The sequence below is a fragment of the Selenomonas sp. oral taxon 138 str. F0429 genome, assembly GCF_000318175.2.
GTDB classification, from domain to species: domain Bacteria; phylum Bacillota; class Negativicutes; order Selenomonadales; family Selenomonadaceae; genus Centipeda; species Centipeda timonae.
Genome location: NZ_KB290939.1, coordinates 60,481 through 76,842 on the forward strand (window position 1 = coordinate 60,481; position 16,362 = coordinate 76,842).

At 59.7% G+C, this 16,362-nt stretch carries 19 protein-coding genes and 1 tRNA gene; 13 read left to right on the plus strand and 7 right to left on the minus strand.

The window, feature by feature from the left end:
- The first annotated feature begins 167 nt into the window (after positions 1-167).
- From HMPREF9163_RS05355 to HMPREF9163_RS05400, 10 genes are all read left to right on the plus strand, one after another.
- Complete coding sequence (locus HMPREF9163_RS05355; RefSeq protein ID WP_037346225.1) at positions 168-389, plus strand: hypothetical protein; 222 nt, start codon at positions 168-170, stop codon at positions 387-389.
- 33 nt (positions 390-422) lie between these two features.
- Positions 423-698: a hypothetical protein gene (locus HMPREF9163_RS05360; protein WP_037346227.1), complete on the plus strand. Its 276-nt coding sequence runs from the start codon at positions 423-425 to the stop codon at positions 696-698.
- A gap of 269 nt (positions 699-967) precedes the next feature.
- Positions 968-1,666 (plus strand): hypothetical protein, encoded by a 699-nt coding sequence (locus HMPREF9163_RS05365; protein ID WP_009440671.1) that lies wholly within the window; start codon positions 968-970, stop codon positions 1,664-1,666.
- 259 nt (positions 1,667-1,925) lie between these two features.
- Positions 1,926-2,594 (plus strand): SIS domain-containing protein, encoded by a 669-nt coding sequence (locus tag HMPREF9163_RS05370; protein WP_009440675.1) that lies wholly within the window; start codon positions 1,926-1,928, stop codon positions 2,592-2,594.
- A gap of 26 nt (positions 2,595-2,620) precedes the next feature.
- Complete coding sequence (locus tag HMPREF9163_RS05375; RefSeq protein ID WP_009440676.1) at positions 2,621-4,129, plus strand: phosphoglucomutase/phosphomannomutase alpha/beta/alpha domain II; 1,509 nt, start codon at positions 2,621-2,623, stop codon at positions 4,127-4,129.
- Positions 4,130-4,333: 204 nt separating this feature from the next.
- Complete coding sequence (locus HMPREF9163_RS05380) at positions 4,334-6,067, plus strand: diguanylate cyclase (protein ID WP_009440677.1); 1,734 nt, start codon at positions 4,334-4,336, stop codon at positions 6,065-6,067.
- Positions 6,068-6,296: 229 nt separating this feature from the next.
- Positions 6,297-8,021 (plus strand): diguanylate cyclase, encoded by a 1,725-nt coding sequence (locus HMPREF9163_RS05385; protein ID WP_009440678.1) that lies wholly within the window; start codon positions 6,297-6,299, stop codon positions 8,019-8,021.
- 464 nt (positions 8,022-8,485) lie between these two features.
- A complete protein-coding gene (locus tag HMPREF9163_RS05390) occupies positions 8,486-8,953 on the plus strand; it encodes a DUF805 domain-containing protein (protein WP_369796099.1) in 468 nt (155 codons plus the stop codon).
- A 6-nt stretch (positions 8,954-8,959) separates the two neighbouring features.
- Complete coding sequence (locus HMPREF9163_RS05395; RefSeq protein WP_009440681.1) at positions 8,960-10,066, plus strand: DUF805 domain-containing protein; 1,107 nt, start codon at positions 8,960-8,962, stop codon at positions 10,064-10,066.
- 63 nt (positions 10,067-10,129) lie between these two features.
- Positions 10,130-10,408, plus strand: a complete 279-nt coding sequence (locus HMPREF9163_RS05400; RefSeq protein WP_009440683.1) for a zinc ribbon domain-containing protein — start codon at positions 10,130-10,132, stop codon at positions 10,406-10,408.
- A 58-nt stretch (positions 10,409-10,466) separates the two neighbouring features.
- On the opposite strand, the gene HMPREF9163_RS05405 is transcribed toward HMPREF9163_RS05400, so the two are convergent.
- The 3 genes from HMPREF9163_RS05405 to HMPREF9163_RS05415 form a co-directional block, all read right to left on the minus strand.
- Positions 10,467-10,543, minus strand: a tRNA-Arg gene (locus tag HMPREF9163_RS05405).
- A 94-nt stretch (positions 10,544-10,637) separates the two neighbouring features.
- Positions 10,638-10,856, minus strand: a complete 219-nt coding sequence (locus HMPREF9163_RS05410) for a DUF2922 domain-containing protein (protein WP_009440684.1) — start codon at positions 10,854-10,856, stop codon at positions 10,638-10,640.
- Positions 10,857-10,892: 36 nt separating this feature from the next.
- Positions 10,893-11,108: a DUF1659 domain-containing protein gene (locus HMPREF9163_RS05415; protein WP_009440685.1), complete on the minus strand. Its 216-nt coding sequence runs from the start codon at positions 11,106-11,108 to the stop codon at positions 10,893-10,895.
- Positions 11,109-11,346: 238 nt separating this feature from the next.
- Here HMPREF9163_RS05415 and HMPREF9163_RS05420 point away from each other — a divergent pair, with 238 nt between their 5' ends.
- The 3 genes from HMPREF9163_RS05420 to HMPREF9163_RS05430 all read left to right on the plus strand — a co-directional run bounded on the left by HMPREF9163_RS05420 (position 11,347) and on the right by HMPREF9163_RS05430 (position 12,904).
- The gene (locus HMPREF9163_RS05420; protein ID WP_232296670.1) at positions 11,347-11,868 is read left to right on the plus strand and encodes a hypothetical protein; all 522 of its coding nucleotides are present in this window, start codon (positions 11,347-11,349) and stop codon (positions 11,866-11,868) included.
- 101 nt (positions 11,869-11,969) lie between these two features.
- A complete protein-coding gene (locus tag HMPREF9163_RS05425; protein WP_009440687.1) occupies positions 11,970-12,410 on the plus strand; it encodes an Rrf2 family transcriptional regulator in 441 nt (146 codons plus the stop codon).
- A 47-nt stretch (positions 12,411-12,457) separates the two neighbouring features.
- Positions 12,458-12,904, plus strand: a complete 447-nt coding sequence (locus HMPREF9163_RS05430; RefSeq protein WP_009440688.1) for a metal-dependent hydrolase — start codon at positions 12,458-12,460, stop codon at positions 12,902-12,904.
- Positions 12,905-13,014: 110 nt separating this feature from the next.
- Here the strand turns inward: HMPREF9163_RS05430 and HMPREF9163_RS05435 are convergent, their stop codons facing one another.
- From HMPREF9163_RS05435 to HMPREF9163_RS12430, 4 genes are all read right to left on the minus strand, one after another.
- Positions 13,015-14,121 carry an ABC transporter permease gene (locus HMPREF9163_RS05435; RefSeq protein WP_009440689.1) on the minus strand — a complete coding sequence of 369 codons (1,107 nt, stop codon included), beginning with the start codon at positions 14,119-14,121 and terminating at the stop codon, positions 13,015-13,017.
- Between the two features lie 4 nt (positions 14,122-14,125).
- Positions 14,126-15,046 carry an ABC transporter ATP-binding protein gene (locus HMPREF9163_RS05440; protein WP_009440690.1) on the minus strand — a complete coding sequence of 307 codons (921 nt, stop codon included), beginning with the start codon at positions 15,044-15,046 and terminating at the stop codon, positions 14,126-14,128.
- Positions 15,036-16,028 carry an HlyD family secretion protein gene (locus tag HMPREF9163_RS05445; protein ID WP_009440691.1) on the minus strand — a complete coding sequence of 331 codons (993 nt, stop codon included), beginning with the start codon at positions 16,026-16,028 and terminating at the stop codon, positions 15,036-15,038. Before HMPREF9163_RS05445 ends, HMPREF9163_RS05440 begins: the two co-directional genes overlap by 11 nt.
- A gap of 79 nt (positions 16,029-16,107) precedes the next feature.
- On the minus strand, positions 16,108-16,362 hold a 255-nt coding region (locus HMPREF9163_RS12430), incomplete at its 5' end, for a hypothetical protein (RefSeq protein WP_232296672.1).

The window sequence follows — 16,362 nt, forward strand, 5'->3', positions numbered from 1 at the left end:
GAGACTCCTTCATAGGGAGGCACTGATAAATTCTGCACCAATCTGACAGACCTCATTATTACCAGTGATTCCTTGATTTTTACAATAATTCTTATTATAACACAGGATCAGCACCTCATGTAGACAATTTTTCCCAAAACTGTTACAATATGCAGAAGATTGGAGGGATGCTCTTGCATGATTTGGACGCTGCCATCCGACGCACGGAGGAAGCCATGCGGATCCTCGAGCGACGCATGCAGCACGCTGTCGGCGACCTCGACTACGAGTCCTATCTCCACGAAAAACGGGCTCTCACCGCCGCCCTCCTCGCCCTCCGAAAACGCCGGGAACGGGAGGAAAATTTCAGTCAAAATTCAGCATCGTCGGATAGGATAAAAGGCAAATAGTCAGATGTTTGATGAGAAAGAAAGGAACTTACGATGTCACAACGCATGACCATGGAGGAAGTCCTCAAAGAATACGGCGTCCCGCAGCTGCGCCTCGACGTGCACGCGACGCGCACCGACCTGCTGAAGCTGCGCGAGAAGCTCATGGCGATCCGCGACCTCTCGGACGGGCGCGAGCAGGGCTATCTCGACATTGAGTGCAAGCTCTACATCGACGTGGACGACATCGACCGCTATCTCTCGGGCGAGCTCGACACGGTCGGCGAGATCTACGCCTTCCCCGAGGACGTGAAGTCCTATCGGGAGTAGGATGTACTAAATTCTGCAAGACACCTCGCCATGCGCTGCTCCTAAGCAAACCCTAGTGGAGCAAGCGGAAACGAGGGAACGTTCTGCCCCCTGCGGATTTCTTTCGTTCAAGCGCGCAGCGCGCGTTTAAGAAGTCCGCAGGTATTTAGGCAGATAAGTGTCCGACCGCTTGCGTAACTAAGCGTTTGCGTGGAGCGCGCGGGTAATATACAGCGAATACCGGGGTGCTTCCCCGTTTCGAACGATATGTTTATAAAGGAGAACATCGAATGAAACTAAAGAAACTTATCGCTGCGGCGATGGTCGGCTCGCTGACCTTTACCACCCCCCTCATCCTCCCGCAGACCGTGCAGAGCACCCTCGGCGCGCAAGCAGAGGCAGCAAAGGGCGGCGCACGCATCGCGCCGAAGGCGGCACCCAAGGCTGCACCCGCAGCGCCCGCAGCGCAGAGCGGCAGCCAGAGCAAGTCCGTCTCCGGCAACGGTGAGGGATATGCACCGTCTAAGAACGCAAGCCAGCTCGATAAGAACGCACCCGCTGCAGGGGCAAAGGCGAATACGCCCGGCGCAGCAAATGCCGCAAATGCAGCGCAGAGAGGCACGGGCTGGGGCAACACCCTGCGCAACATCGGACTCCTCGCGGGCGGTATGATGCTTGGCGGACTGCTCGCCTCCATGTTCGGGATGGGCGGCGGGATGTTCGCCGACATCCTCGGTGTCCTGGCGAACGTCGCCATGGTATTCGTCGCATTCATCGCGATCCGCTGGCTCTGGAACCGTTTCCGCGGACGCAAGGAAGAGAACGTCTACCAGAATGCGGCACGTCCCGCAGCTGCACCGCAGCCGCCCATCACGGACATCCGTCCGCAGGGCGCACCTGCACCGCGTATGGCATCCCCTGCACACACGCAGATGGATGTTGCCGGCGAAAGCCCGCGCATGATTGCCGACCGCTATCGGAATCGCTAAAATAAAAAGGAGCTGCTCTGAGAGCGCCCCTTCCACCATGCTTCGCATGGTCCCCCTCCCCCGTATTGACGGGGGAGGCTTTTTATTTCCTCTCTTTTACAATAAATAAAAAACAATTATATAAAATAACGATAAATAACTATAAATTACAATAAATACTCGCAGAAAATATGCGCCCGTAATCGTATTTCCTCTTGAAAAAGGCTTTCATATCATCCATAATAAGAAATAGACAAGTATTGTAAAGGAGTATCACAATATGAAAGAATCTGCCTACGCCGCCGTCGACACCCTCATTGCGCGCTATCCCGCGCTCGAGCCGTGCGGCGGAGATATCCGCGCCGCCATAGAGGCGCTCGCTGCCTGCTACCGTGCGGGCGGCAAGCTCATCGTCTGCGGGAACGGCGGCTCTGCCTCCGATGCCGAGCACATCGTCGGCGAGCTGATGAAGGGCTTCCTCCTGCCACGCCATCTCGATGAGTACATCCTCTCAAAACTCCACGCGGCATGCGATGCAACAGATCCGATGACGGTCGACTACTTCATGCAGAACCTGCAGGGTGCACTCCCCGCAGTCTCACTGCCCTCGCAGCTCGCAATCAGCACGGCGTTCTCAAACGATCAGGCCCCCGACCTCACCTTTGCCCAGCAGGTATTAGGACTCGGAAAGCCCGAGGACGTCCTCCTCGGCATCACGACCTCGGGCAACTCGAAGAACGTCCTCTACGCCTTCCGCATGGCGCAGGCGCTCGGACTCACGACCATCGCCCTCACAGGCGCCTCGGGCGGCAAATGCGTCTCGGGCGGCTACGCCGACATCACGATCAAGGCACCCGAGGAGGAGACGTACAAGATTCAGGAGTACCACCTCCCCATCTACCACACCCTCTGCATCGCCGTCGAGGAGGAATTCTTCGGCGCAGAATAATTTCATCATACAAAGGAGGAATCCCAATGCCACTCACCCACGCGGATTTCATGAAGCTCGCGAACGGCAGCGACATCCGCGGCGTCGCCGTCGCAGGCGTCGAAGGCGAGCCCGTCACCCTTACCCCCGAGGCTGCGAACCGCATCGCGGCGGGCTTTGTCCGCCTACTCACGGAGAAGACCGGTAAGAAGCCCGAGGAACTGCAGATCGCCGTCGGCCACGACTCGCGCATCTCTGCGCTCGCGATCAAGGACTGCGTCCTCACGGGACTCACCCACACGGGCGCGCACGGCATCGACTGCGTCCTCGCCTCCACCCCTGCCATGTTCATGGCGACCATCTTCGAGGACACGGCGGCGGACGGCTCCATCATGATCACCGCGAGCCACCTCCCCTACAACCGCAACGGGCTGAAATTCTTCACCGCTGCGGGCGGCGCGGACAAGGAGGACATCAAGAAGATCCTCACCTACGCTGCAGAGGCCGAGGAGGCGCACGGCACCCTCGACAACGTGCTGAAATTTGACCTCATTGGCCGCTACAGCGAGCACCTCGTCCAGAAAATCCGCACAGCACTCGGCGGCGAGGAAAAACCGCTCGCGGGCATGCACATCGTCGTCGATGCGGGCAACGGTGCGGGCGGCTTCTTCGCAGGGCGCATCCTCACCCCGCTCGGTGCAGACACCTCGGGCAGCCGCTACCTCGACCCCGACGGACACTTCCCGAACCACATCCCGAACCCCGAGGATCCGAAGGCAATGCTCGCCATCAAGGAAGCCGTCGTCGAGAACGACGCCGACCTCGGACTCATCTTCGACACCGACGTCGACCGCATGAGCGCCGTCCTCGCGGACGGTACGGATGTCAGCCGCAACGCACTCATCGCCATGATGGCGGCAATCCTCGCACCCGACTACCCCGGCTCCACCATCATCACCGACTCCGTCACCTCCGACGGCCTGCACGACTTCCTCGAGAACGACCTGCACCTCAAGCACCTGCGCTACATGCGCGGCTACAAGAACGTCATCAACGAGTGCATCCGCCGCAACGAGGCGGGCGAGGTCTCACCACTCGCCATCGAGACCTCGGGGCACGGCGCACTCTCTGAGAACTACTACCTCGACGACGGCGCCTACCTCGCCGTGAAGCTCATCATCGCAGCCGCAAAGGCACGCGCCGAAGACAGAACGCTCGACGACCTCATCGTAAACCTCCGCCAGCCCGCCGAGGCACGCGAGATCCGCATCAAAATCAAAGATGTGGACGATGTGAAAGCGTACGGCAAGGAAGTCCTTGCCGCGTTCGAGGAACGAGCAAAGGCAAAGGGTCTCACGATTGCAGAGCCATCCTACGAGGGCGTGCGCATCGTCTTTGACGGCGGCTGGGCACTGCTGCGCATGTCCCTACACGATCCGAACATGCCGCTCAACATCGAGGCGGACGCCGCAGGCGGCGCAGACGAGATCGAGCGCACGGTCAAAGAGCTCATCAGAGGCTTTGACGCCCTCGACCTCTCGGGATTCCAAAACTAAATAGATCGGAAGCACACTATAGACTGCTGCATGAGAATCCCATGCAGCAGTTTTTCTATCCTCACTTAGCCCCACAGTCTCATTTTACAATTTTCGCTCTATGTTATAGTATGCAATATCCTTATTTTATGATATACTATTCATTATTCTAAACTGATCGGCAGAAAACACCTCCCCACCCGAGACCGGAGGGAAAGCAGGTACATGACAAAATTCTTCCACAACATATGGGACAGCCGCGTTCTGCTCCTGTGCGGCGCGCTGATTGCAGCGCTTGCGACGCACACATGGCAGACCCTTTCGTATGCGCCGTACACGCCAACCCATGTGCAGTATGCCGTCCTCGAGGGAGAACCCGAGTACAAGGACATCATCGGCTTCGACCCCGCGCATTTCGACTGGCAGCCGTATGACTATCCCATCCCGCCGCCCATGCCGCCGGGGACGACCACAGTCTACCTCTCGTGGCAGATTCCCGCAACAACACCACTCTTTATCGACCATGTCCTCTTTACGACGACAAATCAGGACGCCTACGTCTACCTCGACAACGAGCTCATCTACATCCACGGCGACTGGTCCGATCTCACGGACGCACGCGGGCGGACGCTTCATTTCCTCCACGTAGACGAGGATCTCGCGGGGAAGCGCCTCACAATCATGCTGCACACGGGCTATGCGAACTGGCTCGGCAGCCTCGATTACTTCCTCATCGGCAGCGAAAAATCCCTCATCCGCAAGATCAGCACGGCGGATGCAATCTACATTGCGAGTCTCTCGATCGCACTCTCCCTCATCGTCTTCCTCGTCATGGATCTCGTCTGGCGCGATATCCGTACACGGCGCAAAATACAGGTCTACCTCATCGCCTTCCTCGTGAGCTTCATCCTGTGGACGGCGGGCATATCGTCCTTCTTCCCGCGCCTCCTCGGCATCCCTGCGCTCTGGTGGGAGCTCCACCTTATGATGCTCTACATCATGCCGATCACATTCGCCAAAATCACGCAGGAGATCACGGCACCACAATATAAGAAAGCCGTGCGAATCGTCATCATGGCATATGCAAGCCTCTTTGCAATAGCCACGATCCTTGAGATCTGCGGGCTCGACGGCTATATGAACCTGCTCTTCCTCTTCTATCCGATTCTCCTCGTCAGCTGCCTCGCGCTCATCTATATGCTCTTCCATTCAGATTGGTCGCAGTATCCTGCTTGTCGTTACGGCGTCATTGCAATGTTCTCGCTGACCATCTTCGTCGGCATCGATGCCCTGCATTGGGAGTACCACCTCCTCGCATCCATGCTCTCGACCACGATCTTCTCGATCTACGCCGTCATCCCCTTCGTCTTCTTCCTCATCCGCGAGCAAATGCAGATGGACGCACAGCTCGCACAGCAAAATGAAGTGCTCGCGCGCGAGCTGCAGGAGTCGCAGGACGAAGCGAGCCGCGACTTCCTCACGGGTGCGTTCAACCGCCATCAGCTCGCAGACGGCATTGAGAAATACGGATCACTCGCCAACACGCGTGGATTCAACTTCTCGTTCGCCATCTTCGACGTGGATCACTTCAAAGAGGTCAACGATACGCGCGGCCATCTCGGGGGCGACCGCGTGCTGAAGCAGATTGCGGATACGGTTCACGCACGCATCGACCGCCGCCATATCTTCATCCGCTACGGCGGCGATGAATTCATCCTCCTCGCCCTCCATCACAATCTCAAGGAGATGGTCGCATTCTGCGACGCGCTGCGCCAGACTCTCGCGGAGATATTGGACGGCGTTACCCTGAGCTTTGGCGTCTCGACATGGCACGGCGAAACGGATCATATGGCGGCGCTCATGGAGCGCGCCGACCGCGCCCTCTATCGCTCGAAGGAAAAGGGGCGCAACGCCGTCTCCGGCGAGGACGAATGTCCGGAGGAGCCCGAGACACCTTGACGCGCGGCATAACAATAGCGTAACTTTCCCCATAAATACAAAACATAGCTGCCACATGAAAGCATTTGCTCTCATGTGGCAGTCTTTTTTCGTGTATACCTCGTTCTTGCTTAGCAAAATTCGTATTCTTTTTCATTTTCCTATTGTTCTCTATCTAATAGGATGATATAATCAAGATAAATATAAGTGAACGATCGTCTCTGCTCCTCTCTCGAAGGAGGTGCACCCCATGAATAAAATACTTGTGTTTCTGCGGGGGAATGTACTCACACTGCTCTGTGTATCGCTCCTGATTGGAGCAACGGCGCTCGCGTGGCGCCTCCTTGCAACACCGCTCGATCCCTATATGCGTGCCGAGTACGCCGTCATGAAGGGGAACCCGGAGTACAAGGACATCATCGGATTTCGTGCGGGCAATTTCGACTGGCAGGAGTATGACTACCCGGCGCCGCCGCCTATGCCGGATGACACCACGACGGTCTACCTCTCGTGGCGCATCCCGCTCTCCGCGCGCTTTGTGAACGACCACATCCTATTTGCGACGACGAATCAGGATGCCTACGTCTACCTCGATGACGAGCTCATCTATATGCACGGCGACTGGAGCAAGCTCACGGACTCACGCGGGCGCGCGTTCCACTACGTGCATCTCGATCAAGATCTGGCGGGCAAACGCCTAACGATCATGCTGCACTCGGGCTATCCGAACTGGCTCGGCAGCATCGACTACTTCATGATCGGCTCCTCGCACCTCTTTCTGCGGAACCTCAGCCTCGCCGATGCAATCTACATCTCGAGCCTGTCGGTCGCAGTCGCGCTGATCGTCTTCCTCGTCATGGATCTCGCCTGGCGCGGCGCTCATGCACGGCGGCGCCGCATGCAGCTCTACCTCATTGCCTATCTCGCGGGCTTTATCCTGTGGACAACGGGCACCTCCTCCTTCTTCCCGCGCATCTATGGCATGGCAAATTTCTGGTGGGAGCTCCACCTCGTCACGCTCTACGTCATGCCCCTGATCTGTGCGCAGATCACGCAGGAGGTCGTCTCGCCGCAGTTCGTCACGCATGTAAAAACAACAATGAAGGTGTTCGCCCTGCTCTTTGTCACGGCGACCATCACGGAGATTGCAGGCCTCGACGGCTACATGGAGCTCCTCTTCCTCTTCTATCCGCTGCTGCTCATCGGCAGCCTCATCCTCATCTACACCCTCGTCCGCTCGAACTGGGAGTATCACCCCGCCTGCCGCTACGCTGCCTTCGCCATGACCGCGATCGTCATATTCGGCGGCATCGACGCGCTGCACTGGGAGTATCATCAGCTCTCCGTCATGCTCTCGACCACCGTCTTCTCGATCTATGCGAGCATCCCCTTCATCTTCTACACGATCCGCGAGCAAATGCTGAAGGACGCGGCGCTTGCGCAGGAGAACGAGGAGCTCGTACGCGAGTTGGAGATCTCACAGAACGAGGCACAGCGTGACTTCCTCACGGGCTGCTACAACCGCCACCAACTCGGCAATGGCTTTGCAAAGTTCTCCGCCCTCGCCTACAAGCGCGGATTCAAATTCTCGTTTGCCATCTTCGACGTCGACCATTTCAAGACCGTCAACGACACGAAGGGGCATCTCGCAGGCGACCAGATCCTCAAGGAGATCGCGGATACCATCCACGAGGAGATCGACCGCCGCCACCTCTTCATCCGCTACGGCGGCGACGAGTTCGTCCTCCTCGCCCTGCACTACGACCTCGAGGCAATGGTTGCGTTCTGCGAGCATCTCAGACGCATCCTCGAGCAGCGCCTCGACGGTGTCACGCTCAGCTTCGGCATCTCCACCTGGCACGGCAAGAAGGATCGTCTCCGCGCGCTCATCGACCGCGCCGACCGCGCCCTCTACATCTCGAAGAAAAAGGGACGCAACACCGTCTCCGCCGAGAACGAGGAGGGTGCTGCGTAGATGCGGAAAAGATGCACCCGACTGAGGAACTCCTCGGCTTGGCAGCAGATTTTACGTCCAAGCGGAACGTATCCGTGCGATACTCCTAAGCAAACCCTAGTGGAGCAAGCGGAAACGAGGGCACGTTCTGCCCCCTGCGGATTTCTACCGTTCAAGCGAAGCGCGTTTGAGAATCGCAGGTATTTAGGCAGATATAAGTGCCCGATGCTTGCGCAACGAGGCGTTTGCGTGGAGTTCGCACGACAACGACACCCATTGACACAGCCCCCATACCACAACCTTCTATATAGACATGGAGAGAGCGCCGTTTCCGCAGACGGCGCTCTCTCCATTTTCTTCTCATCCTGTTTTTTTGCCAAGACCCCTGCAATATGCTACAATGAGGGCGTTTTCATCTATCATCGATATAGTAAGGAGAATCCAATGCACCAGATCGATACCGGCATCAAAGAAAACTTCTTCCAGTGGAAGGGCCGCCTCAACCGCAAGCGCTACCTCAACCGCACCATCGTCATCTCCTCGCAGGCCTCGCCATCTACATCCTCATGGCACTCCTCGCGCTCCTCGTGGGCGGTGACCCCGCACACCCTGACGAAACCGCCGCCATGGGCGTCGTCGGCTTCTTCACGCTCCTGCGCATCCCGCTCACCGTCGCGAGCTTCATGCTCATGATCCGCCGTCTGCACGATGTCGGACTCTCAGGCTACTTCTGCCTCGCGGCATTCGTCCCCTTCGTCAACCTCGGGCTCATCCTCTACCTCTTCTTCAAGCAGGGCACAGTGGGCGATAACGCCTACGGCCCCGACCCGCTCGGCGGCGCAGTTGGAGCAGCTGCACCCGGCACCCCTCAAAGACCAGAGAACCCCTACGCACGCGCCACCTACAGCGACACACCGACGGATATCGCGCCGCCGCACGATCAGAAAGACTGACCGCGCATGAACGAACATTTTTTCAGCAGAACAGGCAGGCTCACGCGCCGCGACTACGCCCTCCGGATCGGGGCACTCTTCGGAGCGACAACACTCGCCCTCAACATCGCGTTCTACCTCCTCGTGCCCGCCGCCTATACTGCGGCAACAGCCTTCTTCCGCGAGGCGACCGCCGCGTTCTGGATCTTCCTCATCATAGGATTTGCGCTCATCATCACCCTCGTCTACACCCTCTTCCCGCTGCTCGCCATCCCCACCACCGTCAGGCGTCTGCACGACATCGGCTGCAGCGGCAGCCTCGCCTTTCCCCTCCTCTTCGCGGGTCTCATCCCCATCGGGCTGCCCATCCTCGCTCTCCTCTTTCTCGCTGGCGTGCTTGAGATGATGAACCTCAGCCCCGACCTCATCTTCTTTGACAGCCCCGAGGAGGTTGGACTCGTACTCGGCGGCTTCGCATTCGTTTACATCTTCCTCGTCTTTATCGGCATTTTCGTGCTTGCCCTCTTTTCCGCGTGGATCTTCCTCAAAAAGGGGGACCCGATGGCAAATCGCTACGGAGAACCGCCCGTCGAGGAGGAGCTGCCCTCCGTCCGCGCAGCATACTTCCCGACGCAGGGAACGATTGCGCGCACGCCGTTCATCATGCGCTCCCTCCTCCTCCTCGCCGCCGCCGCCATCCTCGTCCCCTCCCTCATCGAGGCGACCCTCTACCCCGTCGTCCTCATGCTGGACGGCATGCGCATTCTGCCTGCGGGGCTCGACTTCTTCGTCCTCCTCCTCAGCCCGAATCTCTTCCCGCTCGCGCTCCTACCGCTCATCCTCTGCCGTCTGCGCACCCTCGGCAGGAGCAAATGGGAGGCGGCGCTCACATGCGCACCGTTCCTGCCGTGCCTCCTCCTATCCTGGAAGATCTCCGCCGTCCTCGGCGAGCTCGACCGCGTCGACGATGCCACCCCGCTCGACAGCATACCTCTGTATGACTACATCTCCATCAGCAGCGACGGCAACAGTTTCTTGATCGCGCTCTCCATCCTCTGCGGCATCCTCGCCCTCATCGGCATCACGCGGCTGCTGCACAGAGATGCGGAATACGATAACACTTCATCGTCCTGATGTGCGGCAGATTCCCATCTCCTGCCGCATACTCTCTGACCTCATAGAGAAAGCGAGGCAACCATGTTCTGTCCGAAATGCAGCAAATTCATCCCCTCCTCCGCAAACGCCTGCCCGAACTGCGGCATCCCCATCATCACGGGATTCTCGCCGAACTACGGCGCGGGCTTCGACCTCGGCGACGACGACACGGAGAGCCGAAACGATGCAAAGCCACGCAAAATCATGGACAGCGACCTATATGACGATGTTCCTGATAATGACATCGTCATAACAGACAGCGACAAACCAACAGGCATCGGCAGCAAACTCAAATCCCTCTTCGGCTTCGGCAAAGGCTGAATCTACTCATACAAAAACGCCCCCATAAGCGTCGGGGCGTTTTTTCATATCAAAGAAATGGTGCGATTGGCGCGAGTCGAACGCGCGACCCTCTGCTTAGGAGGCAGATGCTCTATCCATCTGAGCTACAACCGCAAGCCTATTGCATTTTATCAAAAGACAGCGCGATATGCAAGTGCATACAAAAACCCCGCAGGCATTCCTGCGGGGTTCGGGTGACGGAGCGCTCTTAGGCGAGCTTCTCCGTATCCACCGTCTGAATCGCGATGTCCTTCACCGAGACGGGGTACGCCTCGCCTGCGACAATCGCCTTCTTATCGATGACATCCTGCAGGCAGGTCGTGACCTCTGCCTTCGTCAGACCGTCCTTCGGATCCATCAGGCTCACCGTCATCTCCTTGCCGCTCGACATCTTCATCGTCATGCGCAGCTGTTTCTTCGTCGACATATGAACTCCCTCCTTTCTATGATCTTAGTAGCGTTCTCAGTCCTCGAGAACGGCCGTGTCCGTGCGCGTCACGAGGCTCAGGCCGTGCTTCTGGAGACCCGCGAAACCGCGGCCCACCGTCAGCGCATCCGCATCCGTGAGGCTCGGCGCAATCCCGCTGATCGTGCGGTTCTTGTAGAGCGTCTTGCCGTCCGCGCCGACTCCCGTCGTCACCTTGAGCGTGATCTTGCTCGCTGCATCTTTGCGTGCCATGTGGATCAACTCCTTTCTCTTTGTTCTCCGTAAGCGCTTTACACATGGATACCTGCCGCAAATAGAAAAAGGAGGAGGCTCGTTAAAAATTTTCTTTACAAACGAACACGCTTTCTATATAATATCATCCAGAAAGGAACAGGTGATTGTTTTTAATTGCTCGTGCCTGTGCGCTGCGCCGGCGGCAGGCAGGAGGGGCAGCAGGTACTGCCCGTTAGGGAATGAAAGGAGATCCGAAATGAACCGGACGAAGAGAGAAATCCTCATGCAGAGACTTCCCGCAGCGGCGGACATTCTCGCACTCGTACCCGACAGTGGCGCAAACGGCTCCGGCGAGACCGTCGTCCATACCGCCGCAGGGGACAGACTCAAGCTCCCCGCAACCACCGAATACGTCCTCTCCTGCCTCGCCGAGCGCGAGGACAAGGAGATCCGCCTCATCCGCAGGAACGCCGCGCGCCTCCTCGCACGCCGCCGCAACATCATCCTCCCCATCCTGCACGGCTGCGTCCTCGCCCCCGTCATGGTGCGCCCCGTACAGAAGCGCTGCGGCAGACTCGGCTACATCAACATCGCCCGCGCCCCACTCGTCGCACACAGCGCGCGCGGCACCGACGTTGCCCTCACGAGCGGCACCGTCATCCACTCCCTCTGGCAGCCGCCCACCGTAAAGAAGCTCGTTCAGGAGGGGCGCGCCGTCCACTACAAACTCCTCCTCGACGTACGCCGCCAGCTGCGCTCGGCGGAGGAGCTGGGCTGAGCGTTATTAGGCTGCGAAAAGGATGTGTCCCTAAGCGAACCCACTTGCATTTTTCCTTCATTCATTGTATGATATAGATACAGAACAACGGAGGGTACAATATGCAAATCTCAAGCCGCTTCACCATCGCCATCCACATCCTCATCTGCGTCGAACTCTACGGCAACGACGCCCCCGCCACGAGCGAGAGCCTTGCGGGCAGCATCGGTGCACATCCCGTCGTCATCCGCCGCATCCTCGGACAGCTGCGCCGCGCGGGGCTCATCACCGTTGCGCGCGGACGCGAGGGCGGCGCCCACATTGCGCGCCCCCTTGCGGACATCACCCTCGCCGACGTATTCCGCGCCGTCGAGAGCATCGCAGACGACACACTCTTCAGCTTCCACGAGAACCCGAACCCCGCCTGCCCCGTCGGCCGCAGCATCCACACAATCCTCGACGGCCACCTCGCCGCAATCCAACGCGCAATGGAGCGCGAGATGGAGAAGACCACCCTCGCGGACGTGATGAGCGAGGCGCGGGTACAGGTCGACGCAATGTGAGTAATGGCGGCAGGGCGGATCAACGCAACATGAGAGGAGACTCCTGAATGAAGTGGGTATCCCACGTCACCCTCACTGGTACCATCGCCTACGCCATCACCGCCGATCCCATGTGTACCGCAGCCGCAGCGCTCGGCGCCGTCCTCCCCGATAAGATCGAGGGCACACCGGGGAGCGTCGGGTGGAGTACATGGCGCAGCCGCCATCGCGGCTGGTCGCACTGGCCCGTGCTCTACCTCGCCCTCATCGGCGGACTCGCACAGGCAAAGGCGTACTTCTTCTATGATGCCGCATTCTTCTCCGTGCTCACATGGCTCTTCATCGGCGCCCTCCTGCACATCGCGGAGGACGCCGTCTGCGGCAAAGTCCCCGGCATCACGCCCACGCAGAAGGTCGGCATCCGCCTCTTCTCTGTTGGTTCCTTCCGTGAATATGCATTCGTGCTCTTCTGTATCATTGTTGTATATGCAGGGCAATATATTCTGTGCATATAAAAAACGCCCTTTCAAGGGTGTTTTTTATATGCACACAGAAACGTCCTGAACGAGACTTTCCCATGTCACATATAACCGCTCATGCAAAACATGAGCGGTATTTTTTGCCCTCATGCCACCGAACGCTTGAATTTCCGCACGGCGGTGCCGAAGAACACGAGGGGGAAGAGCGCGAGGAAGGCGGTCTCGTCCCAGAGTGCCGTGATGCCGCCGCCCTTGAGGAAGATCATGCGCAGGATCTCGATGTAGTGCGTCATGGGGATCGCGAGGCTGATGTACTGGAAGAACTCGGGCATTGCCGCGCGCGGGAACATGAAGCCCGAGAGCAGCATGCCCGGCAGGAGGGTTGCAATGCTCATGAGCCCCGCCTGCAGCTGGTTCTGCGCGAGCGATGAGATCATGAGCCCCATCGTGAGGGAGGCGAGGAGAAAGAGGGTCGTGAGCGCGTACAGGAGGACGATGCTCCCGCGCAGGGGCACGCCGAACACCGCGAGGGCGACGAGGACGCAGATCGTCGTCTGGATGTAGCCGAGGATGATGTAGGGCAGGATCTTGCCGACGAGGAGCTCCCATACCGAGAGCGGCGTGACAAGGAGCTGCTCGAGCGTCCCGGCCTCGCGCTCGCGCACGATGGACATGGAGACCATAAGCACCATCGTGATCGTGAGGATGATGCCCATGAGCGCGGGCAGCATGTAGTAGGAGGTGACGGCGTCGGGGTTGTACCACGCGCGGATGCGCACATCGTAGGCGGGCGCTGCGGCAGGTGCGGCGCGTGCGGCGACGGGCTGCAGCCGCATCCCGAGCCCCGTCACCGCCGCGATGGCGGAGGTCGAGGCGATGGAGTCCGAGGCATCGACGATCACCTGGATCGGCACCGTATGCCCCGCATTTGCCTCGCGCGCGAGATCGGGCGGAAAGACGACGCCGATCTTCGCATCGCCGCTCTCGATGCGCGCGTTCAGTTCGTCATAGCTCCACGCGATATAGCGCAGGTCGAAATAGCCGCTCGCCGTCATCGCCGCGAGGAAATTGCGGCTCTCCTCGCTCCGCGACTGATCGAACACAACGGTCGACTGATGCCGCACGTCCGTGCTGATGGCAAAGCCGAACACGACGAGGTAGATGACGGGCAGGAGGAAGGTCACCCCGATCGTCATGGGGTCGCGCCGCATCTGAATAAGCTCCTTGACGAGGAGCGCCCATATGCGCATCATCCCCTCACCCCCTCTGCCGCCGATCGTAGTAGATAAAGACGTCCTCCATCGTGAGCTCCCACGGCGCCGCGTGCAGCTCCTCGGGCAGGACGGCATCCCGCGGGACGAGCGCGCGCACCTGCCGTCCGAACACATAGACCTCGTCGAAGGCAACCCCCGCCGTGCGGAGCGCCGCCGCCCCCGCCTCTGCACTCTCCTGCGGGAGGACATAGAGCCGCGCGGGCAGTTCCTCCTTGAGCCGCGTCGGCGAGCCGGAGGCGATCTTCCTGCCGCGCTGCAGAAAGGCGATCTCGTCGCAGTGCTCCGCCTCATCCATAAAATGCGTTGTGACAAAGATCGTCGTCTGCTCCGTGCCCGCCATCTCCGAGAGCAGATTCCAAAAGAGCCGCCGCGAGGTCGGATCGACGGCGGACGTCGGCTCGTCGAGGACGAGGAGCGCCGGTCGATGGAGGATCGCACAGCCGAGCGCGAGCCGCTGCTTCTGGCCGCCCGAGAGGCCGCCTGCAAGCACATCGCGCTTGTCCGTGAGCTGCATGCGCACGAGCACCTCCTGTGTGCGCGTGCGACGCTCATCGCGCGAGAGGCCGTAGAGCCCGCCGTAGAACATCATATTCTCCGCGACAGTCATATTCGCGTACAGGCTGAACCGCTGCGACATGTAGCCGAGCGACTGTCGTGCGCGCTCTGGATGCGCGGCCGTATCGCAGCCGAGCACGTACGCCGTGCCGCTCGTCGGCGGGAGAAGGCCGCAGATCATGCGGATGGCGGTGGATTTGCCCGAGCCGTTTGAGCCGATGAAGCCGTAGATCGCCCCGCGCGGTACGGCGAGGTTCAGCCGATCGACGGCCGTGGAGCTGCCAAAGACGCGCGTGAGCTCGTACGTCTCGATGACGGGCGCGTCTGCGGCGCTTTTCCTACTGTCCATCGCGCAGCTCCAGATCGACATCCGCCGGCATGCCGGGCTTGAGGGTGCCTGCGGTATTGTCCACCGCGACCTTTACGGCAAAGACGAGATTCGCGCGCTCGTTCTTCGTGATGCTCTGCCGCAGGGTGAACTCCGCCGCGTCGCTGATCTCCGTGACCGTGCCGTCGAGCGGCTCCGCCTGTCCGTCGATATAGACGCGCGCGGGGCTGCCGATGCGCAGGTCGCCGAGCACATCGGTCGTCACGTAGACCTTGACCCAGATGTCCTGCGGATCGATGAGCGTTGCGAGCGGTGTGCCCGCGCGGACGAATTCGCCCGGCTCATAGTTTTTCGTGAGGACGACGCCGTCCTTCGGCACGCGGACGGTGAGATCGCTGACCGCAGAGGAATCGATCGCGAGGATCGCCTGCTGGCGGCGCACATCCTCCTCCGCCATGCGGATGTCCTCGGGACGGCTGCCGTGCTCCATCAGCCGCTGCTCCTCCTCGCGCGCGCGCAGATTCGCGTCCGCCGTATCGCGTGCCTCACGCAGAGCATCAAACGTCTGCTGCGAGATCGCCCCGTCTGCGATGAGCGCCGTCCCGCGCGCATAGTCCGCACTCGCCTTCTCGGCAGCGGCGCGTGCCGCGCGCGTCCGCTCCGCCGCCGCGCGGATCTCCTCCGCACGATTCCCGCTGCGCGTCCGCTGAAGGCTCGTCTCTGCGTGTGCGAGCGCCGCCGCATCGCGCAGGAGCGCGGCGTCCAGATCGCGGCGCCCAATGCGTGCGGCCACATCGCCCGCGTGCACCGCCATGCCCTCCTCCAGGAAGAGCTCCTCGATGTAGCCGCTCTCCTTCGTGCTGACCTCCACGCGCCGCGCCTCAACCGTCCCCGTGAGGAGATGCGCGCGCTCCTCCTGCGCCGCGTATTCACGCCACGCAAATGCGCCAAGCAGTGCGAGGGCGATCAGAACGAACACGATGCGCACCGTCTTTGTCTGCATGCGGCTTCCCCCTTTTCACCAAATCGGAATATCGCATATAGTATAGCACCGGCAGGAAGCGAGAGGAATTGATATGTGATTAGGAATGTGAAACAGGGAACGCTGCACGAGTCAGAACGACTTTGTGCAGCAGCCCCCATTGAAAAATGCAGAAATCTATGCTATAATCGTGATCGAAGCGAAAAGTGGAAAATGATCCATAGGGACGCGCAAGCCGCATTCTACCGTTATGATTTTCCAAAACGGCGCAGCCCGCGCCGCACAAGGAGTAGAGGCGATCTGCCACGCGATTTTCCGTTCGGAGAACGCATTTTGGCAGCAAAAACAGCGCGAA